Genomic DNA, 25,559 nt, shown 5'->3' with positions numbered 1-25,559 from the left:
ATACATCGAGAGACTAATGGACGAACAATCTTTAAAACAACAGGCACTGTACTACCACGAATTTCCTACCCCCGGCAAAATCAGCGTCACCCCAAGCAAACAACTCGTTAACCAACATGATTTAGCACTAGCTTACTCTCCAGGTGTTGCAGCGCCGTGTTTGGAAATTGAAAAAGACCCATCTAAAGCAGCGCTGTATACAGCACGTGGTAACCTGGTTGCGGTAGTAAGTAATGGTACAGCAGTTCTTGGCCTGGGTAACATTGGTCCTTTAGCATCTAAACCGGTTATGGAAGGTAAAGGCGTCCTGTTCAAGAAATTTGCTGGCGTCGACGTATTCGATATCGAAATCGCAGAAAATGATCCAGACAAAATTGTCGACATCGTTGCAGCATTAGAACCGACTTTTGGTGGTATTAACCTCGAAGATATTAAAGCACCAGAATGTTTCTATATCGAACAGAAACTTCGTGAACGCATGAACATTCCGGTGTTCCACGATGACCAGCATGGTACATCAATCATTGTAGGTTCAGCATTACTCAATGCTTTAATTATCAATGGTAAAAAAATTGAAGAAATCAAGATCGTAGCATCTGGTGCAGGCGCTGCTGCATTGTCTTGCTTGAACCTTCTTTGTGCACTAGGCGCGAAGAAAGAGAATATTATCGTTGCTGACTCACGTGGTTTATTGACTACAAAACGTGAAGGCTTAGATGAATCGAAAAAAGCGTATGTACAAGACATCGAAGGTACTCAGCTTGCTGACGTAATGGACGGCGCAGATATGTTCTTGGGTCTGTCTGCTGCAGGCATACTGACTCAAGACATGGTCAAGAAAATGGCCAAAGATCCAATCATCTTTGCCTTGGCTAACCCGGATCCGGAAATTTTGCCAGAACATGCCCATGAAGCACGTTCAGACGTGATCATGGCAACTGGCCGTTCAGACTATCCAAACCAGGTAAATAATGCACTTTGCTTCCCATACATCTTCCGTGGCGCACTCGACGTTGGTGCAACCACCATTAACGAAGAAATGAAGATTGCTTGTGTACACGCGATTGCGCGTATGGCACATGTCGAAGCAGATGCTGCATCTTATGGTGAAAAATCAGCATCATTTGGTCGTGATTACTTAATTCCTCGCCCACTGGATCAACGTTTGATTTTAGAGATTGCGCCAGCAGTTGCTAAAGCAGCGATGGATTCTGGCGTAGCAACACGTCCAATTCAAGACTTCTCTGTGTATCATCAACGTTTGTCTGAGTTTGTTTATAACTCAGCATTTATGATGAAACCGATTTTTGCTCAAGCAAAATCAGATCCTAAGCGTATTGCATATGCGGAAGGTGAAGATCTTCGTGTACTTCGTGCTGTACAAATTGCAGTGGATGAAGGCATGGCGAAGCCAATCTTGGTGGGCCGTACAGCAGTAATTGAAGCAAATATCAAAAAATTGGGCTTACGCTTGGAAAACGGGGTAAACATCACCATCGTTGACCAAGAAAAGAATCCAGATTACGAAAAATTTGCCGATGACTACTATAGCATTATGCAGCGTAAAGGGGTAACACCAGAGTACGCACAACGTGAAGCTCGTCGTCGCTCAACACTTATCGCATCTATGCTTGTCAAACACGGCCTTGCAGACGGTATGTTATGTGGTACGTACTCAAGCTACGACATCCACTTGGACTTCGTCAGCAATATCATTGGTAAAAAAGACGGTCACAATACCTTCTTTACTTTGAATGCCTTGATGCTTGAAGAGCGTAACCTGTTTATTGCAGATACCTATATCAACCGTAATCCAACTGCTGAACAGCTTGCTGAGATGACCATTCTTGCTGCTGAAGAAGTACGTCGTTTCGGTATGACACCACGTATTGCGCTATTGTCTCACTCTAGCTTCGGTTCTGACCAGAACGATGCCAGTGCACAGAAAATGCGTAAGGTCTACGAAATTCTGTCTGAGATTGCGCCTGAACTGGAAGTTGAAGGTGAAATGCATGGCGATGCGGCACTGGATGAAAATATCCGCCAGTTTGCTTATCCGAACTCACGCTTCAAAGGTGCTGCGAACCTGTTGATCATGCCAAACCTGGATGCAGCTAACATTTCGTTTAACCTGTTAAAAGCAACTTCTGGTAACAATGTGACCATTGGCCCGATTCTGCTGGGTGCAGCGAAACCAGTTCATATTTTAACGCCGACAGCGACTACACGCCGCGTCGTGAATATGACTGCTTTGACTGTTGCAGAAATCCAACAAGCGGAACAAGACGCCCTGTAAGCAAACGCGGCGAACGCCGAGTTTCTTGACTTGAGAAAACCTCTATTCTGTAGCATGATGCTTCTAAGAATAGAGGTTTTTTCATGCAAGTTTATTTAGTAGGCGGTGCAGTTCGGGATCATTTGCTCGGACACCCCTATCACGAAAAAGATTATGTAGTGGTGGGCGCAAGCCCCAATCAAATGCTCAATCTGGGCTATCAGCCGGTTGGGAAGGATTTTCCTGTATTTTTGCATCCTGAAACAAAAGAAGAATATGCATTAGCACGTACCGAACGTAAATCCGGCACCGGTTATCATGGTTTTGAATTCCATACCGATACCAGTGTAACGCTTGAACAGGACTTGATCCGTCGCGACCTGACGATCAATGCCATGGCCATGGATGAAGCCGGTCATGTGCATGATCCCTATAATGGTCAACAGGATCTTGCTGACCGCGTTTTACGTCATGTTTCTGATGCTTTTACTGAAGATCCTCTCCGTGTATTACGTGTAGCACGCTTTGCTGCGCGTTATCATGCAATGGGCTTCCATGTTGCCACGGAAACACTCGATTTAATGCGTCAACTCACTGAATCAGGTGAATTAAATACGCTAACACCTGAACGGGTCTGGAAAGAAACGTCCCGTGCCCTGATGGAATCACATGCGGATATTTATTTTGAAGTATTACGCAGCTGTGGTGCATTAGAAGTACTGTTTCCAGAAATTGATGCCCTGTTCGGCGTCCCGCAACGTCCGGAATATCATCCGGAAATTGACTGTGGTATTCACACCATGATGTCGCTACAACAGGCTTGTCGCCAGAACTATGATTTGGATGTACGTTTTGCTGTTCTGGTGCATGACCTAGGTAAAGCCTTAACACCTGCCGAGGAATTGCCACGTCATATCATGCACGAAGAGCGTGGTGTACAGCCGGTAACTGAATTGTGCGAACGTTTCAAAGTACCAACTTATACCAAACAACTGGCAATTGCGGTCTGTAAAGAACATTTAAAATGTCATCAGGCACTCAATCTGAAACCAGGTACTTTATGGCGGCTATTGCAGCGTCTGGATGTATTACGTCGCCCGGAACGTGTAGAAGCTTTTGTGCAAGCCTGTGAATGTGATTCTCGTGGCCGTTTAGGTCTGGAAGACCGTGCCTATCCACAAGCGCAATATGTGCGGGAAGCCATGCAAGTGGTTCGTGGCATCAAGGCTCAGGATTTACCAGCAGATATTCAAGGTCCTGATATTGGCGAGATGCTGATTGAACGTCGTATCCATGCCTTAGCCGAGCTGAAAGAACGCCATATTGCCTTAATTTAAGAAAGCTCCTTCGGGAGCTTTCTTCTTTGTATATATTGATATCTAAAATACTTTTATTCTGCGCACTTATATTCATATTCAAAATTATTAGAATTCATTGACCTCACCTTCCGCCTAAAATCAGGTTATCTCTCTTTCGCTTCTATCTTGATAAAAACTTATGAATTTTCTGATTCGTCCTTTGCAACTTGAACAGGATTTGTATGCAATCCATGCACTTACTACACAACTTGGCTATCTCACCACAGTAGAAAATATTCAGCAGCGCTGGCAACGCATTCATCAGGATGCGAATGATTTGACGCTGGTCGTTGAACATGAACAACAGGTCATAGGCTATGCAGGTTTAATTCAGGAATACACCTGGGAATTTGATGGGGGATATTTGCGAATTCAGGCTTTTGTAGTTGATCAGGCTCATCGCGGGCAAGGTGTGGGGAAAAGGTTCATTGCAGCGATTGAAAAGTTGGCTAAACAGCGTGATTTAAAATTGATACAAGTAAATAGCGGCAATCGTGAGGAACGTTTAACTGCACATGCTTTTTATCAAAATCTGAGTTTTGATGCTTACAGTATCGGTTTTCGAAAATATCTGGCTTAATCAGCCTGCTCAGATAACAGGCTGATTAGATCAGGAGAATCAGGAAATATCTGCCGGGAAAGTAATGACTTTCTCAAGCTTCATCTGATTGGTGACAATCATCAACAGACGATCCACCCCAAGTGCGATCCCGGAACATTCCGGCATATTCGGTAAAGCAGCCAACAGATACTCATCAATCGGCATGACATGTAAACCGAGAGAGCTACGCTCTACATTATCTGCTTCAAAGCGTGAGCGTAACACTTCCGCATCAATCAGCTCATCATAGGCATTCGCCAGTTCCAGACCTTCTATATAAAGTTCGAAACGTGCTGCAACCAGTTCACCATCTTCATTGAGTTTGGTTTTTGCTAATGAAGCAAGTTCAGGCGGGAAATCGGTCAGAAATACCGCTGTGTCAAATCCCAAGCTCGGTTCCACCATATGCGAGAACAACAGGTCAATATAGGCCAGACGATCCTGCCCCAGATCCAGATTTAAACCGACTCGACGGCAGCAGTCTTTCAATTCCTGTAAAGTTGCCTGTAAGGGATTCAGATCCAGTCGATCCATAAAGGCATGCTTATAGCTCAGTACCGTTGGACGGACTTCACCAAAACGGGCTTTTAATACCACATTTAACAGATCTGAAACTTCAAACATCAGGTCTTTCAGGCTAAAGCCTGGACGATACCATTCCAGCATGGTGAATTCGCTGTTATGTTTACGCCCATGCTCATCATCACGAAACACTTTGCAGATCTGGTAAATCGGGCCACTACCACTTGCCAACAGGCGTTTCATCGCAAATTCAGGAGAAGTTTGCAGATAATGGGTATTGAGCTTACCCAGTACATGACGTTGTGCTTGCACAGATGCCAGATGCACATCGGTCACACCCGCTTGAGACAAAATCGGGGTTTCTACTTCCAGCACATCACGTTCCGCAAAGAACTGACGCAGCTGTGCGTATAAATGAGCACGTGCGCGCATCGCATTTACATCACAGCTCGGTTGATAAGCAATCGTCATGCTTTCGGCCCTCCATGTGCCGCCCATTCACGACGTAACGGATAGGTCTTACGTAAATGGTCAAAAGCCTGTTGATCGACTTTAGCGTCTTTCAAGCAAGCACGCAGATTAGCATCGTCACGTTGGATATTATAGATTTCACCCAGATGCTGTTTGAGAGCTGCTTTTAAGTCCTGCCCTGCGAAATATTGCACACATTCTGGTAACTGGCTTTCAAACTGCTTATTAATCTCATAGCCAAAATGACGACAGAAAGCCTCATAGATCATTTGTGTACCACGCGCCTTACCTTCCAGACTATAACCGGCAATATGTGGCGTTACCAAGCTGGCCAGGTCCAGCACTTCAGCCGAAACTAACGGTTCATGTTCAAATACGTCCAGTACCACCTGACGCCGAGTTGCCCGGATATCAGCGATTAATGCTGCTTCTTCAACGACTGGTCCACGCGCTGAATTGATCAGGATAGTTTCAGGCTTCATTTGGGCAAAGGCATCTGCATTGATCATATGATAAGTCGGATGCTCACCCTGTTTGGTCAAAGGAACATGAATACTGATCGCATCGGATTGCGCCAATAAGCTTTGTAGATCAACTTGTTCAATATGGTCTCGTTGTACAAAAGGATCACAACCGATCACACGCCAGCCTAGCAGATCTGCCATATAAGCCAGTCGCGTGCCTACGTTGCCTAGCCCAATAATTCCCAAGGTAAAATTGGGGCCAGCATCTAGGAGTGCTGGACGAAGTTTTAATAAGGCAGTAATCACGTACTCAGCTACGGCTTGGGCATTACAACCAGCGGCATTGCTCCAGGCAATTCCATGCTGTTCAAGTGCAGCAATATCCAGATGATCCGTACCAATCGTGGCACTACCAACAAACCTGACCGGGCTGCCTTCCAGTAGCTGTGAATTGACTTTGGTCACTGAACGCACCAGTAAGGCATCTGCATCCTGCACATCTGCCGCAGTCAGTGTACGCCCTGCACAATGCTGAATCTCGGCAAATTCTGCAAAGAAATAATCGGTAAATGCCAGATTTTCATCTGCGACAATTTTCATAATGCCTTCCAACAACACAATGCCGTTATCTTAACGCGTGATGCTGCTGATGACCATTCAGTTATGTGGACTTCTATTTTCTTAAGTGATTAAAAAACCGAAGACTCGCTTCGGTTTAACTAGAAAAAAACATTAACCGTTTAGGAAGCCGCAGATACAACATGATCAATAATACCCTGCGCATTGAGCGCGGCAATTTCTTCGGGACTACGGAACTGGGACAGAATCTGCTGGGTATGTTGTCCCAGTTTTGGCGGTGCATGACGATATTGTACAGGTGTATCCGACAGCTTGATCGGTGAACCAACCATTTTAAACTGGGCGTTTAAAGGATGCGGTAAATCCACCAGCATTTCCCGCGCAGCAACTTGGGGCTCATTTAAAGCATCTTCAATCGAGTTAATCACACCGACGGGGACTTTGACCGCGTGAATGGCATCGACCCAGTCTTTGGCATTCTTTGCAAGAAAATATTCTGATAATAAGGGAATCAGTTCATCACGATGTTTCACCCGATCCTGATTGCGCTGGAATTTTTCATCCTGCAAAAGTTCAGGTAACTCAATTGCCATGCATAAATCCCGGAATTGCTTATCATTGCCACAGGCGATAATAAATTCTTTATCTTTGGCTTTAAAGGTTTGATAAGGCACAATATTGGGATGATGATTTCCCATTCGTTTTGGTGCTGTGCCTGAAGTTAGATAGTTCATTCCCTGATTGGCCAAAGCGGCTACCTGTACATCCAGCAAAGACATATCGATATATTGACCTTTACCTGTATGATGACGAGCCAACAGCGCAGCCTGAATGGCAATGGTCGCATACAGCCCGGTTTGAATATCCACAACCGCTACACCGACCTTCTGTGCACCACCACCCGGAACATCATCTGCTTCACCGGTAATGCTCATCAGACCTGACATGCCCTGAATAATAAAGTCATAGCCCGGCTCTTCGGCACGAGGCCCGTTCTGACCAAAGCCAGTAATCGAACAATACACCAGCTTCGGATTAATGGCCTTTAAGCTCTCATAATCCAGCCCATAGCGCGCTAATGCCCCCACTTTATAGTTTTCAATCACCACATCGGCAGTTTTGGCAATATCCCGGATGAGTTCCTGTCCTGGTGCAGAGGCAATATCAACAGTGACCGAATATTTATTGCGATTGGCACACTGAAAATAGCCTGCCTCACGGGTATTTTCACCAGATGGCGTTTTCATCCACGGCGGTCCCCACATGCGGGTATCATCCCCTACACCTGGACGTTCGATCTTAATCACTTCAGCCCCCAGATCTGCTAGAATTTGTCCACACCATGGTCCTGCCAGCACTCGGCTTAAATCCAGTACGCGTATTCCTTTTAATGCACTCATGCTCAATCCTTTTTTCATTGGCCAGGAAACCCAGCCTTTATAACGTTGATGATTACTGACTTGCAGTCGCTGGACGAGTTGGTTTCTTCGCAGTCACCGATCCAACTGAATCGCCATATTCTGCTTCAACCGGCTTCACCAGACTGGACTGTTGTGGATCATATTGACGCTCACGAATGAACAGTCCTGGAATCACCCCGGCAATAAAGTACGCAGTTCCCATCACGATAAATGCCATGGTGAATGAACCACCTGCGGCGATAAAACCGATAGTTGCCGGTGCAATCGCAGCACCTAGACGGCCCATGTTATAGGCTCCACCAATGGCTGTACCGCGTACATCAGTTGAGAAGGTTTCAGCCATATAAGTTGCATTGACACCGTATGGAATTCCGTAAAGGAAACCGAAAGTAATCAATAAGTAGGCAATATTGGTTGGGGTGTTATAGAAAATGATGATTGGCAGGAAAGCCGCTGTACTGACCGTACCAAATACAAAGGTAATACGACGTCCAAATTTATCCGCTGCATAACCGGCAATAATCTTGCCCAGAATCATGGCGGTATAAGCACCGACCATATAGCCAGTCAAGGCTTTGAAATTCATGTCGAGTTCGGTTTCCAGATAGGTCGGCATCCAGTTATTGACACCGTAATAACCAAACTGTAGAAATGCGGCAGTTGTCATCCATAACAGGAACATACGGCGATGCGACTGATGACCAAAGATACGCTTATAAATGCTTTCTGATGGTTGTTGAGCTGTAACTGTTGTTTCTGGATTTTCCAGTTTCAGCGCTTTACGTTTCGCCTGCTCGATTTTCGCTTCCTGCCAGGATGCTGGCTCTGGCACAAAACGCATAAATAGCAATGCAAAAGCGGCGGGAATGATTGTCACGTAGAACAGCATGCGCCAGCCATAATCTGGAATAATCGCACCTGCCATCAAAGTCGCCACGATATAACCGACAGTTTGACCCGTCTGTAAGGTACCCAGTACTGTAGTGCGGTATTTGGTCGGTACATATTCTGCCATCAAGGTATTACAGGCCATGTACAGTGAACCCAGGCCGAATGCACCAATAAAGCGAAGTACCATGAATTGCTCATAGCTTTGAGTGAAACCTAAGATACAGGTCATAATTGAGAAAAACACGACTGACCAGGCGATGGTTTTTACCCGTCCAAACTTGTCGCATGCCCATCCACCCGTAATCCCGCCAAGTGCCATCCCGGCCAAAGAGGCACTCCCCAGCATTCCGGCCTGAAACGAAGTCAGGCCAAATTCTGCTTTAAGACTGGTCAAGCTAAATGACAGCAGCATAATGTCTACACCGTCAATCACCAGAGAGACGAATGCGAAGATAAATGCCAGTTTCCAGGTATGGGCATGAATACGATGAGCTGTGCCGACATTATTCGGTAGCTTTATACCCAAGGCAACGGTGTCCTGATGGAGACTATTTTGATTTTCGTTGTTCATGTATTACCTCATTTTCCCAAATGAGTCATCGACATTCCTCTGTCTTCAGGTTTACAGCAGCGTTCTTTATTCTTTTTCTGCTTACATCTTATGAACTTCTGCTTATTAATACTGAGAATGACAAGAAAGCTTCACGATGAATCCTTTATTTAAGTTATTGACCGGTTTTTAGGGACAAAAGCCCTAAGGATGCTCAACCCTGAGCATCCCGAATTTAGAAAATAAATTAATTAGAAAAAGCTGCGATACCTGTTTGGGCACGACCGAGAATCAAGGCATGCACGTCATGGGTACCTTCATAGGTATTCACCACTTCCAGGTTGACCAGATGACGCGCCACACCAAATTCATCAGAGATGCCGTTACCGCCCATCATGTCACGCGCAACACGAGCAATATCCAGAGCTTTACCACAGTTATTTCGTTTGATCAGTGAAGTTCCTTCTACCGAAGCAATCCCTTCATCTTTCATACGGCCAAAACGTAAAGCGACCTGTAAGCCAAGCGCAATTTCAGTTTGCATATCCGCCAGTTTTTTCTGAATTAGCTGGTTGGCTGCCAATGGGCGACCAAACTGTTTACGGTCCATGGTGTATTGATGTGCAGTATGCCAGCAGAATTCAGCTGCGCCCATCGCACCCCAGGCAATGCCATAACGTGCACTGTTCAGACAGGTAAATGGTCCACGTAAGCCACGAATTTCCGGAAAGGCATTTTCTTCTGGAACAAATACATTATCCATCACGATTTCGCCGGTGATCGAAGCACGCAAACCCACTTTGCCGTGAATCGCTGGTGCAGATAAACCTTCCCAGCCTTTTTCCAGAATAAAGCCACGAATATCCCCAACATTACCTTCAGCAGAGACTTCTTTCGCCCATACTACAAATACATCGGCAATCGGACTATTGGTAATCCACATTTTTGCGCCAGTTAAGCGGTAACCGCCATCGACTTTCTTGGCACGAGTAATCATGCTGCCCGGATCTGAACCATGATCTGGTTCAGTCAGGCCGAAACAGCCGATATATTCACCAGTTGCCAGTTTTGGTAAATACTTCTGTTTTTGCTCTTCAGAGCCAAATTCATTGATTGGCACCATCACCAGCGAGCTTTGTACGCTGGCCATAGAACGGTAACCTGAATCGACACGTTCAACTTCACGAGCAATCAGGCCATAGCTGACATAGTTCAACCCTGCACCACCATACTGTTCAGGAATCGTCGGTCCTAGCAAGCCGAGCTCACCCATCTCACGGAAAATATTCGGATCAGTCTGTTCATGACGGAATTGTTCCAATACACGTGGTTGAAGCTTCCCCTGACAATAAGCGCGTGCAGATTGCATAATCATGCGCTCTTCTTCTGTCAGTTGCTGCTCCAGTAAAAATGGGTCTTGCCAGTCAAAATAGTTTTTCTGGGCTTTTTTTGTATTGACCATTTGATTCATCGCATCCTCTGCTTAGCTGTCTATTGTTCTCGATCTTCTGACTTGATCCTAGGCAGGAATGAAATAGCTTTCAAACGAGTATTTAGCATGCAGATATGCGTTAATTGCATAACTGAGATATGAGCCTTTCAATCAACAAACTTGTAAGCCTGATTAACTCAATGCTGTAGACCAAAGTTGTATATAGGTTTAAGTTTAATATGTCATTTTGTGATAGGACGATATTTTCAGGGAGGAAATTATGCGCCGAAAAATCCCTTCTACCCAAAGCCTCATGTGCTTCGAATCTGCAGGACGCCATGCCAGTTATACCCATGCTGCACAGGAGCTCTTTCTGACTCAGAGTGCGATCTCACGTCAGATCCAGCATCTGGAAGAATTACTCGAGGTACAATTGTTTAGCCGTACGCGTCATGGCGTGGAACTGACCGCAGCAGGACAGCAATATTATGAAAGTATCAAACCTTTATTAATAAGTCTGGAACAAGCTACGCTGGATGTTATAGAACATAAAGGTCAAGGCGGTACGCTGAAACTGGGAGTTGTTCCTACTTTTGCAACCCGGTGGCTACTACCTAAGCTACATCGTTTCCAGCAGCGTCATCCGGAAATTACTGTACATCTGGAAACCAGCACACGCCCCTTCCTGTTTCATGAAACTATCTTCGATGCTGCCATTTATGCAGGTACCCCAGAACAGGTCGCACAGTGGCCCGGGATTACCAGTCATTTCCTGATGCATGAAGACGTGGTTGCTGTCTGTTCACCCAGTCTCATCAAAACACATTTAAAAATGAATGTAACAGCTGACACACCACATTTAATACTGAGTGCTGAACAACTATTACAGTTACCGCTTTTACAACAGACGACCCGCCCCACAATCTGGCAGGACTGGTTCGAATTGCATCAGGTAAAACATCCAAATCCTTTAGGCGGACAGCGGCATGAATTATTTTCTATGCTGGCCGTTGCAGCCAAACATGATATGGGAATGGCCCTGATTCCGCAGATGTTAATTGAAACAGAACTCGCCAGTGGCGAACTGGTGAAAATTTCCGATCAGAAACTGGAACGACGTCGGGCCTATCACCTGATTCATGCTCATAATGAACATTCCACGCTCATTGCCAGATTTGTAAACTGGATGAAAGAAGAACTACAGCAAGAACCCATTCAGGCTGATTCTGAAGCCCCATAAAAAAACCCCAATCTTTCGACTGGGGCTTTGCAAATCTGGCGGAAGCGGTGAGATTCGAACTCACGGAGGGGTATAAGCCCTCGTCGGTTTTCAAGACCGGTGCATTAAACCGCTCTGCCACGCTTCCATGGGCGCCATCATATAAATATTTCTGTTTCTTGGCAATAAATTTTCGCAAAACTTATTAAAAAATCCGTTCAATCAGCTAATTTTCAGCCGGACGCTTTTCTTGAGTAGACACTTGATAGATAGATGAATAATAAAAATAAACCCAATAAATTTATGATGCTGATTAAAACGGAATCACTAACATGAAAAAAATTATAAGCATAAAAAAAACCCCAATCTTTCGATCGGGGTTTTCAAATTTGGCGGAAGCGGTGAGATTCGAACTCACGGAGGGGTATAAGCCCTCGTCGGTTTTCAAGACCGGTGCATTAAACCGCTCTGCCACGCTTCCATGGGCGCCATCATATAAATAAAAATCCGGCTTGGCAAATATTTTTCAGAAATTTAGCTATCAAATGCACAAAATAAAATCAATTCGGTCAATTTGCTGAATTTTCAGGCTTTTCATAGCGGATGGTATTGATGAACCAGACTTTCTTACCGGAGGGTGTTATTACTTCTGCTTCATCATCAACCTGCTTGCCGAGCAGCGCACGTGCCATTGGCGAATCAATCGAAATATGCTGTGGATGGTGGTCATAAATTTCATCAACTCCCACTATCCGTAAAGTCTTTTGTTCTCCGGCTTCATTTTCAATTTCGACCCAAGCACCAAAGTAAACCTTCCCTTCCTGCTCAGGTGAAAAGTCAATGATCCGTAGCTCTTCCAGACGTTTGCCCAAATAACGGACACGACGGTCGATCTTGCGTAACAGCTGCTTGTTGTACTGGTAGTCAGCGTTTTCAGAACGGTCGCCCAGGCTGGCGGCCCAGTTCACTTTTTTAGTGATTTCCGGTCGTTCTTCATGCCACAGATATTTAAGTTCTGCCACTAATTTGTCATGCCCACCACGGGTAATCAAATTGGATTTCATCGTTTTCTTACACCACTCATGACATCATTTTCCTTGCTAACTGCCCTATTTTATTGGCTATTTTAACAAGCAAACATAATACTAAAAAAATTTTCTAATGATTTTAAATACTTAAATTACATTTTTAAACATTTTTGCGTACAAAATTTGACAATCTATTTTTTGATCATTACCATGCGCACATCTGATTAACTTTGTTTATTTTTTACTCTGTGTAGTTTTTCTACACATTGCCGTTTAATCCCAAGTCATTTTGAATGACGTCATGACTGCCCAACCCTAATTGAATTTATCAACTTTAAGAAAGTTCTGTGGTGTCTTTTGCCTAAAACTTTCGAGGGCATAAATTACTTGTAGCGGAGACAACATGCACAGTAGTTCATCTTCTGGGTCGAGGCTTTGCCTAAGATCTTTATTTTCCTCTCTCCCTGTAAAAATTCTTGTATTGAGCACTGCGCTTGTTCCATTCCACGCTATCAATGCAAGTAAAACACCGGCACACCAGTTTGATAGTGTCGTCAACAGCAATAAGCTTACTGTTGTTGCTGTGAAGAGCCCGACCACAGTGTTTGAAGAAGGTGGTCACCTGCATGGTTTTGGTTATGATCTGGTTCGTAACTATGCCAAAAACATGAATGTAAAACTGGATTTCAAAACAGTGAGCGATGATGCCTCTGCATTAAAAATGGTTGCTCAAGGCAAAGCCAACATGGCAATGACTACAAGCAGTATCAGCAGCATTGAAGCGCGTAAACTGACGTCATTCTCTGCAACTTGTGGTGATGGCAGTTCCCTGTTGTCTAAAGGCCTGAATGCCAACCTGAACTGGGTTTTCAAATCAGCCAATGATCCATTGAGCCAGACTGCAAGTAATTTCGTATGTAACAGCAAGCAAAGCGGCGCAATCAATCAGCTCGCTTCCTTTTACAATCAGAATGTAGTCGAGGAGCATTTCAGGGATAATATCCATCAGGATCTTAGCCAGCGCCTCCCCATTTACAAGGCCAGCTTCCAGCGATCTGCACAGCAGTACGGCCTGGACTGGCATCTGCTCGCCGCGATCGGCTACCAGGAATCCTATCTCAAGCCAAACTCCGTGTCCCCGACCGGTGTCCGTGGTCTGATGATGCTGACAAGCTCAACCGCAAAGGCAATGGGTGTAAATAACCGTACCGATCCTGTTCAAAGTATTGAGGGTGGTGCGAAATACTATGACAAGATGCTGTCACGCTTTGAGCATATCCCTATGCCGGACCGTAACTGGTATGCCTTAGTAGCCTATAACATGGGTCCGGGTGCAGTTCAGAAAATTCAGAACAGTATCCGTAACCAGGGGAAAGATCCGGATAACTGGGTAAACCTGTATAGCTATCTGGAGCATAACAAAGCCAGCAATGGCCGTTATCGTCAGGCACTGCAATATGTAACCCGTATCCGTTCTTATCTGGAACAGATTAAAAGTTCAGAGCTTGTGAATATCTGATTTATTCAAACCATAAAAAAAAGCTTACCCTGGGGTAAGCTTTTTTTTATGCAGATAGGACTGATCAGGTTGTTTGCTCAAGCACTTTCTTGAACAGGTCTTTTTGCTCTTGGCTTGGTTTTGCAGTTTGCAACGCCATCAGCTGAGACATATCCCCCTGAACCTTGATCTTACCAGTCATGAATGCTTGCATTGCAGCAGCCATGTCAAACTCAAGGAATACTTTACGCAGAGTTTCTGCATCCATGTTCAGCGTAGTCTTCGCATTTGAAGACAGACCTTTTTTGATCGCTCCACCATCTAAAGATAATTCAGTATTACCTGTAGCGTCCGCAACCACCAGATTGATTGCAAGATTCGCAAGCGCTGGCGCCAGGTTTAGGTCACCTGCTTGAGCAGTCAGAGTTTCTACAGTTGAAAACCAATCATCAGTTAAAAAAGCAGGCATGATCTTTCCTCAATTTATTAGTTCGTGTGTGTCGTCTATCCAGACAACATCATTGTTGACGCTATTGCGCTTGCAGATTGTTATAACATGATCATTTGTCGAATGGCTAACGAATTTTGTACGCAGCGTTCAATTTTTGTCATTATCTTTCTGTTTTTATGTACATGATCTTGATTTATAAGGCTTGACGGGCATTCAACTTGAATGAATACCCGTCAAAAAGGTCTTAATCCGCAGCAAAACCGAGGTTGACCATATTAATTCGTTTGCTTTCGCCTTCTACTGCTTCTTCAGTTGAGCAAGAATCTTTAAAGTCGAATTCACGTTGGCTGTCGAGTGCCTCGAAGTCAAACAGTTCACGGTCAGCTAGTTGTGACGGTGAAACATTTTGCAATGCACCGAAAATGCTGTGCAGACGTTTCGGATGAGCTTTATCCCAGTCGCGCAGCATGTCATTAATAATGGCACGTTGCAGGTTTTCCTGAGAACCACACAGGTTACATGGAATGATCGGGAACTGACGCATCTCGGCATATTTGATAATGTCCTTCTCTTCCACATAAGCTAGTGGACGGATCAGGATGTTCTTCTTGTCTGAAGACAACAGTTTTGGTGGCATCGCTTTTAAGCTGCCGCCATGGAACAGGTTCAGGAAGAACGTTGCCAGGATGTCATCACGGTGATGACCGAGCGCAACTTTGGTCGCACCAATTTCTTGCGCGAAACCATACAGCGAGCCACGGCGCAGACGAGAACATACGGCACAGTAAGTCTTGCCTTCAGGCGTCAGTTTCTTGGTAATGCTGTAAGTGTCTTTTTCCAGGATGTAATACGGAATGTTATTTTCTTCAAGATAACGTGGTAATACATCTTCAGGGAAGCCCGGCTGTTTCTGGTCCAGGTTTACTGCAACCACATCAAAGTTGATAGGTGCGATACGCTTGAACTGCAGCATGATATCTAACAAGGTATAGCTGTCTTTACCACCAGAAATACATACCATGACCTTGTCGCCATCTTCGATCATTTTAAAGTCACGAATAGCGTGTCCGACCTGACGGCGAAGCTTTTTCAACAAACGGTAATAGGCAGAGCTTGTTGGCAATTCCGGTTTGAAATTAAATCCTTGCTCGGATTCAACTGGCGAGTACATAGACGAGAATAACCCATAAATAAAAATACCGCGCAATTTTATCCGATTCGGGTGCTTCTCGCATCAAAAGAATTTATTTTCCTGTTATTGAAGTAATACTCTAAACTTCATGTTTTATTTAGATTGATAAATTGAACGAAACAGTTCATTTTTTATCCAGGATGCTTATGTTTTGGACTTTTCCACAGTTTTCCACAAAACCTGTGGATAACTTTGTGGATTTAAAACGACTTGACAGCTTTATCGGCCCCAAAAATAAGGCTTCTATTTAAATTGATCATTTTTTAACCAATTTATTTTATATTTATAATCAATTACTTAAGTGTGTCAAGAAAGCCATATTAAAAAAAAATAAATATTTTTTTTGGTTAGTTCTTCAACATTAGGGACTTGCATTTACAAACTTGTTTATAAATGCGTCGCTCATCACTTTTCATTACAGTAAATTTTGTTAAACTCTGTAGTAAGTTTTGGGGACAAATGTTCAATACATATACTTACAATGAATAAAAATTTGTGGTTTAAGGGGACTTCTGTACTAAGTTGTCTTTATATTTTGATGGGAACTGCTGCTTTTTCGCATGCAGGTCAGACGATCTATCAAATGAAAGATAGCAATGGTGTTACCCTGCTGACGAATAATAAAGGTCGCTACAGTAATCTAAAAGTAGAAAAAAAGACCTATTACCCGGACAGTAACATTCATAGCTATAGCAACTGGGGCTCAAGTGAGGCTTCGGTATTGCCGAGCTATAGCAAAAACAAAAATGCCTTTGATTCAATTATCCGTGAGGCTGCACAAAAGCACGGTATTTCTGAAGGTCTGATCAAGGCTGTGATGCATACTGAATCCGGCTTTAATGTCCATGCCCGTTCTCCAGTCGGTGCTCAGGGACTAATGCAGCTCATGCCTGCTACCGCACGCCGCTTTAATGTATCCAATGCTTATGACCCACATCAGAATATTATGGCAGGTGCCAAATATCTGGCCTGGTTAATGAAACGTTTTAATGGCAATACCGCTTTAGCATTGGCAGGCTATAACGCTGGTGAAGGCAATGTCAGCAAATATGGCGGTATCCCACCCTTTCGCGAAACACAAGACTATGTACGCCGTGTGACCAGCCGGTATCACAATCTATATTCCAGTGGCGTTAATCTGACTGCCGCTGCGGCACCGGTTGAAACCGCCAAGATTCTAGCCAGCTCTGCCAATTATAAAACGTCGGCAGCACCTACCATCAAAGCCAACAATTATCAGCGTCAGATCATTGCCAATGCAGATGGCAGCTTCACTGATGCGCCTGCCGGTTCTTATGCCACCGCACATGCCACTGCATCCGCCAGAATATATATCAACGATTAAGCCCCTCCTCTTCATCATTCATCCTAAGTTTTGATTGATCATGGTGAGGAGGTAAATTCTGCGCAATTTACTATTTTTTTTCTTGAAATTTGAGTCATTTCACCTCATATTGAGGGTAATGATTGTAATTTGCTAATCAGATTATTTTTCTATAATAAGAGGATTTCTCAATGATGCGGATTGGTTTGTTTTTGCTAACCAACCTCGCGGTACTGGTTGTAGCTGGCATTATCTTGTCACTCTTCGGTGTCGGTAGTTACCATGGCGCGGGTGGCTTGAATCTAGGCAACCTGCTAGTGATCTGTTTTGTGTTCGGTATGGTGGGTTCTTTAATCTCACTATTCATGTCTAAATGGATGGCGAAGAAGACTACTGGTACTGAACTGATTGATCCGAATGCTCCTCGTAACCAGGCAGAAGCATGGTTATTACAGGAAGTAGCACAGCTATCTCAGCGCGCTGGTATTAAAATGCCAGAAGTGGGTATTTTCCCATCTTACCAGTCAAACGCCTTCGCGACCGGCTGGAACAAAAACGATGCACTGGTGTCTGTTTCTACAGGCTTGCTAGAACGCATGAACAAAGATGAGTTACGTGCTGTACTTGCCCATGAAATTGGTCACGTTGCCAATGGTGACATGGTAACACTTGCTCTGATTCAGGGTGTGGTCAACGCCTTCGTCATGTTCTTTGCCCGGGTTGCTGGTGATTTTATCGACCGTAACGTATTTGGCCGTGAAGATGGTGAAGCACCAGGAATTGCTTTCTTCGTGATTACCATTGTGCTTGATATCGTATTTGGTATCTTGGCATCCGCTATCGTGATGTGGTTCTCACGTCATCGTGAATACCGTGCCGATGAAGCCGGTGCACGTTTAGCAGGTAAACAGGCCATGATTTCTGCGCTATTACGCTTACAGGCAGAATCTGAAATGCCAGATGCCATGCCGAAAGAAATGAAAGCCTTTGCAATTTCAGCAGGTCAAGAACAAGGTTTCAGCTTAGCTGCATTGTTCCAGACACATCCAACGATTGAACAACGTGTAGCCGCTTTGCATCAGCTTGATTGTCCTTAATCTACTGAGCAAAAAGCTATACCGAAAAGCCTCCTGACGGAGGCTTTTCTTTTATCTATACTTTTGTGTTTAAGCAGCTTGACTGATCCATTGATACAGGGCCATCCCACCCCAGCCAATTGCCAGTACAAACAGAATCAGGAAAATGGTACCCAGAATATCCGGAATATGAATCCAGATCCAGGCAACTACTGGATTGCGCCAGAATGCAGACTGCTGCTGTTTCTGTTCCAGTTTTTCATGCAGAAAAGGATGTACCACATGCCGATCCGTGTGGATCTGGTATTCCTCACGGATATGATCATGCACGATATCTAAGGCCTTACGGCTAGGACGGATAAAAATGTCGAAGATGGTTCCAGCCACGGGAATGAAACCGACCACGGCGTCCATGGTTGCCAATTTAATGACCGGATTCAGTTTGGACTGTGGCACGCCGATCTGACGTGCCTTATAAATGGCATAACAGGTCAAGGCAAAACCAGCCAGATCTCCCGCCACTGGCACGGTACTGAGTGCAGCATCAGCACCAACACCCTGCTTGGTAAACGGAATCCGGACTACGGAGTCCATCATATTGGCAAACTTGGCCAAATCCCGTTCCAGGCGAATGACTTCCTGTTGTGTCAGTTTTGGTGAGTTGCTGTTGTCTGTCTCAATCATCGGAACAACCCGTTTATCATTGTGTAATGATTCAGCCTAACCTAATTAGATATCAAAAATATAGCGTAATTTTATTAACTTAAAACAAAAGTCTGGATGCCACGAACAAATACACCACTACCCCACTGGCATCGCAGATCGATGTCACCAGCGGCGCTGAAGCACTGGCAGGATCGAGTTTTAGCTTATTCAAGATAAATGGCAGACTCATGCCGATCAGACAGCCGAGTAAAACAATCCCGGTCATACTGATGGCAAGTACTACGGCAACCATCAGATCGCCCCGGATATAACCCAGAATCGACACTGCACAGGCCATAGTTAGACCAAGACACAGCGCCACCAGAGACTCCCGTCCAACCAGACGGAACCAGTCTGAAAACTGTACATCACCAGTTGCCAATGCCCGAACCATCAATGTAGCAGACTGAGAACCCGCATTCCCGCCACTTCCCACCAGCAGCGGCAGGAAAAATACCAATACGATATGTTCCGCAATGATATCCTCATATTTGGCAATACCAAAACTGGACAGCAAACTGCCAAACACCAGCAGTACCAGCCAGAATACCCGTTTTTTATACAGCGATAAAATCGGCACAGTTTTGATACTGTGTTGATCTAACGGTGACACCGCACCTGCTTTTTGGAAATCCTCCGTGCTCTCAGCCTCGGCAATATCCATGGCATCGTCATAAGTCACAATCCCGACCAGTTTTTTGGAAGTATCGACAATCGGCAAGGCAATAAAGTCGTAATAGGCCAGCGTGCGTGCAATCTTTTCCTGATCTTCATCCACCGTGCCATAAATCACTTCTTTCGTCATAACCTCGGCAATAGTCGCGGTAGGCAGTGCCTGAATAATTTGACGTAATGAAATTACCCCCAGCAGATGTTGCTGTACATCTACAATATAGATCAGATACAGCGTGTCATGATTTCCAGCAATATCACGTAGCGTCTCAATCGCCTCGTTCATGCTGAGTTCAGGAGGCAGCGTCAAATAATCCGAACTCATCAATGCACCGGCAGTTTCCTCCGGATAGGCATGGAGTACTTTTAGTACCTGACATGACTGTGCTGAAAGCTTGCCCAGCAATTGCTGCTGTACCGAAAGAGGCAGCTGTTTATACAGGTCGATAAAGTCATCCGAATGCATTGCATCCAGTAAGGTCACCAGTTCTTCGAGAGATAATGATGCCGTAAGCTGAAGCTGCTGATGCAGAGGCAAGTATTCAAAGACTTCTACCGGGCGTTGCAGCTGCTCAAAGCGATGCTGCCGTTCAGCTGGTTTCAGTTCGGCTAATAACCTTGCCTGATCGGCGATATTCAATTGTGCTAGCTGCTGGTCTGCACCTGTCTGATGCAATTTTAATAATTCCCGTACCTGTTCAACTTGCTGATCCATCTGCGCGCTGCTGCCCTCTTGTTATCATGTATTTTTATATTCTAATTTCATTCACCATGCCTCAGCTGAGTGAAGCATGGTGTTACTTCATTGATCTTTATAGCTGAAGGTAGATGACAGGCATCTTAATTCAGTTCCTGCTTTTTCTTCTGAAACAGGCTACGGATCATCACATACATAAATGGAATAAAGATCAGTACTAACACAGTTCCAAAGATTACCCCACCCAGAACACTAACCCCGATTTCCTGACGGCTGACCGCCCCGGCACCAAAGGCAAACACCAGTGGTAGAATTCCGGCACCAAAGGCCAACGACGTCATTAAAATTGGACGTAAACGCAAGCTTGCACCTTCCAATGCTGCCGCGACAACGGATTTGCCATGCTGCTCTGCCAAAGCAGCAAATTCTACAATCAGAATGGCGTTCTTACAGGACAGACCAATTGTGGTCAGTAAGGCAATCTGGAAATAGATATCATTCGGAAAGCCTGCGAAATAACTGAAAATGATATTCCCACCAATACCCAGTGGAATTGCTGACATTACCGCAGTTGGAATACTCCAGCTTTCATAGAGTGCAGCCAGACACAGGAAGATAAAGCCAATCGAAATCGCATACAGCCAGATGGCCTGATTGCTGGATTGTTTTTCTTCGAAGGACAATCCACTCCAGGTCACATCAATACCTTTTTGATCGGCCACTAATGCTTCTACGTCCCGCATTGCTTCACCGGTACTGGTATCTTTAGTGACATCCGCTTCCATCTGCAAAGCGGTATAACCCATAAAACGATTTACCACTTCCGGACCACCGCTCCAGTCTACCGTGGCAAAATTACTGAACGGCACCATCTGATTCTGGTCATTGCGCACATGCCACATCGCCAGATCTTCAGGTTTGGAACGGAATTCTGCATCACCCTGCATCATTACCCGTTTAATCCGGCCTCGGTCGATGAAGTCATTGACATAATTCCCCCCCCAGGCAGCAGAAAGTGTACTGTTGATCGCGGATTGGGTCAGGCCATTGGCCATGGCCTGTTTCTGGTCAATATTAACCTTTAATTCAGCCTTCTCGGGATTGGAGCGCTTACCCAGATTTTCAAACGTTGAATATTGTTTGGTTTTTTCTTCCAGTTCTTTAAATTGCTGTTCCAGATATTGACGGCCATTTCCCTCTATATCCCGAATCCAGAATTCCAGTCCATCGGTTTGTCCCAGACCGCTGACTGAAGCTGGCATATTGATATTGACCTGGGCATCCTTAAAACCACGGAAATGTTTTAAGGCACGTTCACGAATAGCTTGCGCAGTATTTTCCTCGCCAGGACGATCATCCCAGTGTTTCAGTGCCACAAAACCGGTTGCCAGATTCTGACCGGTACCCGAGAAGTTACGGCCATAACGCATCATCACCAGATTAATATTGTCTTTTTCCTGTTCAAGGAAATATTCACGAATCTTTTCTCCGGTGGCCACCGTATTTTTTAGCGGCGCACCTTCTTGCAGGCGCACCTGAATGCTAAGCGTTCCCTGATCTTCACTTGGCAGGAAGCTGGTTGGCAAAGCCTTATAGAACAGACCAAATACAGCAACCAAACCGGCAAATAAAATTAAACAGATGGCCTTATGTTGTAGGGTGACATTAGAAAGTTTCAGATAACGCTGCTTAACACTTTCCAATTTATGGTTAAACCATTGCGCCCAGCGTGCCGGATTCGGATTTGGTTTGAGAATCAGGGCACACAGGGCTGGTGTCAGAATCAGGGCCACCATCAGTGATAAGGACATGGCAGCAACCAGCGTAATGGAAAACTGACGATAAATAACCCCGGTGGAGCCACCAAAGAACGCCATAGGAATAAATACTGCCGTCAATACCAAAGTAATACCGACCAGAGCCCCACTGATTTCCTGCATGGATTCTAGTGCTGCTTCCTTGGCGGTCAACTGCTTCTCATGCATCAGACGTTCAACGTTTTCCACCACTACAATAGCATCATCTACCAGCAGGCCGATTGCCAGAACCAGGGCAAATAAAGTCAGGGTATTGATACTGAATCCAAGAGCATACAGGATTGCCATAGTACCGAGTAAAACCACTGGCACAGTGACTGCTGGAATCAGGGTAGCGCGCCAGTTTTGCAGGAAGATAAACATCACCACAATCACCAGGATAATGGCTTCAACCAGTGTTTTAAGGACTTCCTTAATGGATTCCTGAACGAATGGCGTGTTATCCCGTGGATAGGCAATCTTATAGCCTTCCGGCAACTGATTAGACAGACGGGCAATTTCTGCCTTGATTCGTTCTGACGTTGCGATGGCATTGGCACCGGAAGCCAGCGAAATTGCCAGACCTGCGGATGCATAACCATTATTGGTACTATAGGATTGATAATTTTCTGCACCGAGCTCAACACGTGCTACATCTTTTAAATAGATAAAGCTGCCATCCCGGGCAGACTTTACAATGATATTTTCAAATTCTTCTACAGTTCTGAGTCGCGTGCCCGAAGTTACCTTGGCATTCAGATACTGATCCTCGACCGTAGGCAGATCGCCCACAGCACCAGCTGCGACCTGGGTATTCTGTGATTCAATCGCAGCACGCACATCGCTAGGCATCAGGTTATACTGTTTCAGCTTGAGTGGATTCAGCCAGATTCGCATGGCATATTGCGAGCCAAAAACATCCACCTCACCAATGCCTTCAATCCGGGAAATGTCCTGTTCCAGATGTGTCATCAGGTAGTCTGACAAGGCAATATTGTCACTGCGCCCGGATTCGTCATACAGGCTGATCACCATATGCGTATCGCCCAGCGACTTGAACACATTCACACCCTGCCGTTGTACATCTTCAGGCAGGCGGTTCAGCACCCCATTAATCGCATTTTGTACCTGTACCTGAGCCGTGTCTGGATCAGTCCCGTTTTCAAAGCTGATATTGATCCGGCTACGCCCGGAGGAATCGCTGCTGGAACTGAAATACAGTAAGTGATCAATGCCTTTAATCTGCTGTTCCAGTACTTGGGTCACGCTCTCCTCCACCGTTTCCGCAGATGCGCCGGAATAGGTTGCCGATACGGTCACTCGCGGTGGTGCAATATCCGGATAACGTTCCACAGGTAAATTCATCACCGCAAAAAGTCCAATGGCCATGACTACAATGGCCAGCACACCTGCAAAAATAGGACGATGAATGAAAAACTTAGACAGCATAAGTCTGAATCACTTTGAATTTAATGAATTATGGAAAGCGTTGCATTATTGAGTCAGCTTAAGGATATTCAGGCAGTGGCCTAGAGAATGCAAGGCTTGATCACAGAAAAATATGTATAAAATTGAATCATGAAGAAAATATGAAGATTTTGCCTTTCATCTAGCTGTTTCAACAATTTATAAGGTTATTCATTTTATTTTAGGCATAAAAAAACCCTGCTTGCGCAGGGTTTTTTTAGAATCGATTCAGAGCTGATTAAGCAGAGAATTGGTTCATTGTGTTTTTCGCATCGTCACCCGCTTTAAGCGCGTTGTCACCAGCGAAGATTTCTTTGTGGTCGTCACCGATGTCAGAACCCGCCATTGCTTGGTGTTTCACACAAGCGATACCGCCACGGATTTCTTTACGTTGTACGCCAGCAACATAAGCCAACATACCTTCAGAACCGAAGTAACCTTGAGCAAGCTCGTGAGTAGAAAGAGCAGCTGTATGGTAAGTAGGTAGAGTGATCAAGTGGTGGAATACACCTGCTTCACGAGAAGCATCTGCCTGGAATGTACGAACTTTCTCGTCAGCTTCAGCAGCCAATTCAGTGTTGTCGTACTCAGCGCTCATTAGTTTAGCGCGGTCGTATGCAGATACGTCTTTACCTTCAGCAACCCAACGGTCGTAAGCTTGTTGACGGAAGTTTAAAGTCCAGTTGAACGATGGAGAGTTGTTGTAAACAAGTTTCGCATTTGGAACAACTTCTTTAACACGGTTAACCATGTGAGCGATTTCAGCTACGTTTGGAGTCGCAGTTTCGATCCAAAGAAGGTCAGCACCGTTTTGAAGGCTAGTTACACAGTCAAGTACAACGCGGTCGATTTGAGTGCCTTCGCGGAACTGGTACAGACCAGAAGCAAGACGTTTTGGACGGTGTAGTTTGCCATCACGCTTGATCAGGATTTCGTCTTCTTGTGCTTCTGAAATGTCAATTTCAGTTGTATCCAAGTAGCTGATGTATTGAGAAGCGATGTCGCCTGGCTCTTTAACCACTGGGATTTTTTGAGTCAAGTCAGCGCCTTCAGAGTCAGTACGTGCAACGATGATACCGTCGTCAAGACCCATTTCCAGGAATGCATAGCGAAGCGCGTGGATTTTCGCGATGAAGTCTTCGTGTGGAACAGTTACTTTACCCGCTTGGTGACCACATTGTTTCGCGTCAGACACCTGGTTTTCGATTTGAAGTGCACAAGCACCCGCTTCGATCATTTTCTTCGCTAGTAAGTAAGTTGCTTCTTCGTTACCGAAACCAGCGTCGATGTCCGCAATGATTGGCACAACGTGAGTTTGGAAGTTGTCGATTTGAGAAGTGATTTCAGCAGCTTTAGCAGTGTCACCAGCTTCTTGAGCTTTTTTAAGTGAACGGAACAGGTCGTTCAATTCTTTCGCGTCAGCTTGACGTAAGAATGTGTAGATTTCTTCAATCAATGCAGGAACAGAAGTTTTTTCGTGCATAGATTGGTCAGGAAGTGGACCGAACTCTGAACGAAGTGCTGCAACCATCCAGCCAGAAAGGTAGATGTAGCGACGTTCAGTTGTACCGAAGTATTTTTTGTTCGCAATCATTTTTTGTTGTGCGATGAAACCGTGCCAGCAACCCAGAGATTGAGTGTATTTGCTAGAGTCAGCATCATAAGCAGCCATATCACGACGCATAATTGCTGCTGTGTATTTTGCAATGTCTAAACCTGTTTTGAAACGGTTCTGAAGTTGCATACGCGCAGCATCTTCAGGACTGATGTCTGCCCAAGTGTTGCCGAATTTCGCTTTTAATTCGCGGATTGCATCAATCGCTGTTTGATATGTAGTCATGATATATTCCTGTAATAATATTAGGATTTT

The 25,559-nt window shown here is 45.0% G+C and carries 19 protein-coding genes and 2 tRNA genes; 7 read left to right on the top strand and 14 right to left on the bottom strand.

Annotated elements, in window-relative coordinates:
* Nucleotides 1-16 precede the first annotated feature (16 nt).
* From B3D47_RS08405 to B3D47_RS08395, 3 genes are all read left to right on the top strand, one after another.
* The gene (locus B3D47_RS08405; protein ID WP_253169923.1) at nt 17-2,296 is read left to right on the top strand and encodes an NADP-dependent malic enzyme; all 2,280 of its coding nucleotides are present in this window, start codon (nt 17-19) and stop codon (nt 2,294-2,296) included.
* A gap of 83 nt (nt 2,297-2,379) precedes the next feature.
* Nucleotides 2,380-3,612, top strand: a complete 1,233-nt coding sequence (locus B3D47_RS08400) for a multifunctional CCA addition/repair protein (protein ID WP_286861305.1) — start codon at nt 2,380-2,382, stop codon at nt 3,610-3,612.
* A 160-nt stretch (nt 3,613-3,772) separates the two neighbouring features.
* Nucleotides 3,773-4,213 carry a GNAT family N-acetyltransferase gene (locus B3D47_RS08395; protein WP_253169924.1) on the top strand — a complete coding sequence of 147 codons (441 nt, stop codon included), beginning with the start codon at nt 3,773-3,775 and terminating at the stop codon, nt 4,211-4,213.
* Between the two features lie 39 nt (nt 4,214-4,252).
* Here the strand turns inward: B3D47_RS08395 and epmA are convergent, their stop codons facing one another.
* From epmA to B3D47_RS08370, 5 genes are all read right to left on the bottom strand, one after another.
* Nucleotides 4,253-5,227 carry an EF-P lysine aminoacylase EpmA gene (gene epmA / locus B3D47_RS08390; protein ID WP_163165365.1) on the bottom strand — a complete coding sequence of 325 codons (975 nt, stop codon included), beginning with the start codon at nt 5,225-5,227 and terminating at the stop codon, nt 4,253-4,255.
* A complete protein-coding gene (locus B3D47_RS08385) occupies nt 5,224-6,291 on the bottom strand; it encodes a 4-phosphoerythronate dehydrogenase (RefSeq protein WP_286861302.1) in 1,068 nt (355 codons plus the stop codon). Before B3D47_RS08385 ends, epmA begins: the two co-directional genes overlap by 4 nt.
* 140 nt (nt 6,292-6,431) lie before the next feature.
* A complete protein-coding gene (locus tag B3D47_RS08380) occupies nt 6,432-7,670 on the bottom strand; it encodes a CaiB/BaiF CoA transferase family protein (protein WP_286861299.1) in 1,239 nt (412 codons plus the stop codon).
* Between the two features lie 52 nt (nt 7,671-7,722).
* The gene (locus B3D47_RS08375) at nt 7,723-9,153 is read right to left on the bottom strand and encodes an MFS transporter (RefSeq protein ID WP_286861296.1); all 1,431 of its coding nucleotides are present in this window, start codon (nt 9,151-9,153) and stop codon (nt 7,723-7,725) included.
* A 226-nt stretch (nt 9,154-9,379) separates the two neighbouring features.
* Nucleotides 9,380-10,603 (bottom strand): acyl-CoA dehydrogenase, encoded by a 1,224-nt coding sequence (locus B3D47_RS08370; protein ID WP_004814982.1) that lies wholly within the window; start codon nt 10,601-10,603, stop codon nt 9,380-9,382.
* 241 nt (nt 10,604-10,844) lie between these two features.
* Between B3D47_RS08370 and B3D47_RS08365 the strand changes: the two genes are divergently transcribed.
* Entirely contained in the window at nt 10,845-11,804 is a 960-nt protein-coding gene (locus tag B3D47_RS08365; RefSeq protein ID WP_004814981.1) for a LysR substrate-binding domain-containing protein, read from the top strand.
* A gap of 36 nt (nt 11,805-11,840) precedes the next feature.
* Here the strand turns inward: B3D47_RS08365 and B3D47_RS08360 are convergent.
* The 3 genes from B3D47_RS08360 to greB form a co-directional block, all read right to left on the bottom strand.
* A tRNA-Ser gene (locus B3D47_RS08360) sits at nt 11,841-11,931 on the bottom strand.
* Between the two features lie 242 nt (nt 11,932-12,173).
* Nucleotides 12,174-12,264 (bottom strand) — tRNA-Ser (locus tag B3D47_RS08355).
* A gap of 88 nt (nt 12,265-12,352) precedes the next feature.
* Entirely contained in the window at nt 12,353-12,847 is a 495-nt protein-coding gene (greB, locus tag B3D47_RS08350) for a transcription elongation factor GreB (protein WP_004814978.1), read from the bottom strand.
* A 367-nt stretch (nt 12,848-13,214) separates the two neighbouring features.
* Between greB and B3D47_RS08345 the strand changes: the two genes are divergently transcribed.
* On the top strand, nt 13,215-14,330 hold the full coding sequence (locus tag B3D47_RS08345; RefSeq protein WP_004814975.1) for a transglycosylase SLT domain-containing protein: 1,116 nt from the start codon (nt 13,215-13,217) through the stop codon (nt 14,328-14,330).
* A 64-nt stretch (nt 14,331-14,394) separates the two neighbouring features.
* On the opposite strand, the gene B3D47_RS08340 is transcribed toward B3D47_RS08345, so the two are convergent.
* The gene (locus B3D47_RS08340; protein ID WP_004814972.1) at nt 14,395-14,778 is read right to left on the bottom strand and encodes an SCP2 sterol-binding domain-containing protein; all 384 of its coding nucleotides are present in this window, start codon (nt 14,776-14,778) and stop codon (nt 14,395-14,397) included.
* Between the two features lie 226 nt (nt 14,779-15,004).
* On the bottom strand, nt 15,005-15,931 hold the full coding sequence (gene ttcA / locus B3D47_RS08335; protein WP_004814970.1) for a tRNA 2-thiocytidine(32) synthetase TtcA: 927 nt from the start codon (nt 15,929-15,931) through the stop codon (nt 15,005-15,007).
* Between the two features lie 559 nt (nt 15,932-16,490).
* Here ttcA and B3D47_RS08330 point away from each other — a divergent pair.
* Complete coding sequence (locus tag B3D47_RS08330; protein ID WP_171063233.1) at nt 16,491-17,297, top strand: lytic transglycosylase domain-containing protein; 807 nt, start codon at nt 16,491-16,493, stop codon at nt 17,295-17,297.
* A 170-nt stretch (nt 17,298-17,467) separates the two neighbouring features.
* Nucleotides 17,468-18,373, top strand: coding sequence for a protease HtpX (htpX, locus tag B3D47_RS08325; RefSeq protein ID WP_004814968.1), 906 nt, complete (start codon nt 17,468-17,470; stop codon nt 18,371-18,373).
* Nucleotides 18,374-18,442: 69 nt separating this feature from the next.
* Here the strand turns inward: htpX and B3D47_RS08320 are convergent, their stop codons facing one another.
* The 4 genes from B3D47_RS08320 to B3D47_RS08305 all read right to left on the bottom strand — a co-directional run bounded on the left by B3D47_RS08320 (nt 18,443) and on the right by B3D47_RS08305 (nt 25,529).
* Nucleotides 18,443-19,036 (bottom strand): DUF4112 domain-containing protein, encoded by a 594-nt coding sequence (locus B3D47_RS08320; RefSeq protein WP_004814967.1) that lies wholly within the window; start codon nt 19,034-19,036, stop codon nt 18,443-18,445.
* A gap of 79 nt (nt 19,037-19,115) precedes the next feature.
* A complete protein-coding gene (gene mgtE, locus B3D47_RS08315) occupies nt 19,116-20,444 on the bottom strand; it encodes a magnesium transporter (RefSeq protein ID WP_004814966.1) in 1,329 nt (442 codons plus the stop codon).
* Nucleotides 20,445-20,569: 125 nt separating this feature from the next.
* Entirely contained in the window at nt 20,570-23,671 is a 3,102-nt protein-coding gene (locus B3D47_RS08310) for a multidrug efflux RND transporter permease subunit (protein WP_004814965.1), read from the bottom strand.
* A 256-nt stretch (nt 23,672-23,927) separates the two neighbouring features.
* On the bottom strand, nt 23,928-25,529 hold the full coding sequence (locus B3D47_RS08305) for an isocitrate lyase (RefSeq protein WP_004814964.1): 1,602 nt from the start codon (nt 25,527-25,529) through the stop codon (nt 23,928-23,930).
* Nucleotides 25,530-25,559 lie beyond the last annotated feature (30 nt).

This window comes from Acinetobacter sp. UBA3461 (assembly GCF_002381195.1).
Classification (GTDB): Bacteria; Pseudomonadota; Gammaproteobacteria; order Pseudomonadales; family Moraxellaceae; genus Acinetobacter; species Acinetobacter schindleri.
Note: the sequence above shows the minus strand (reverse complement) of the source record. Positions and strands in the feature narration are given on the sequence as shown.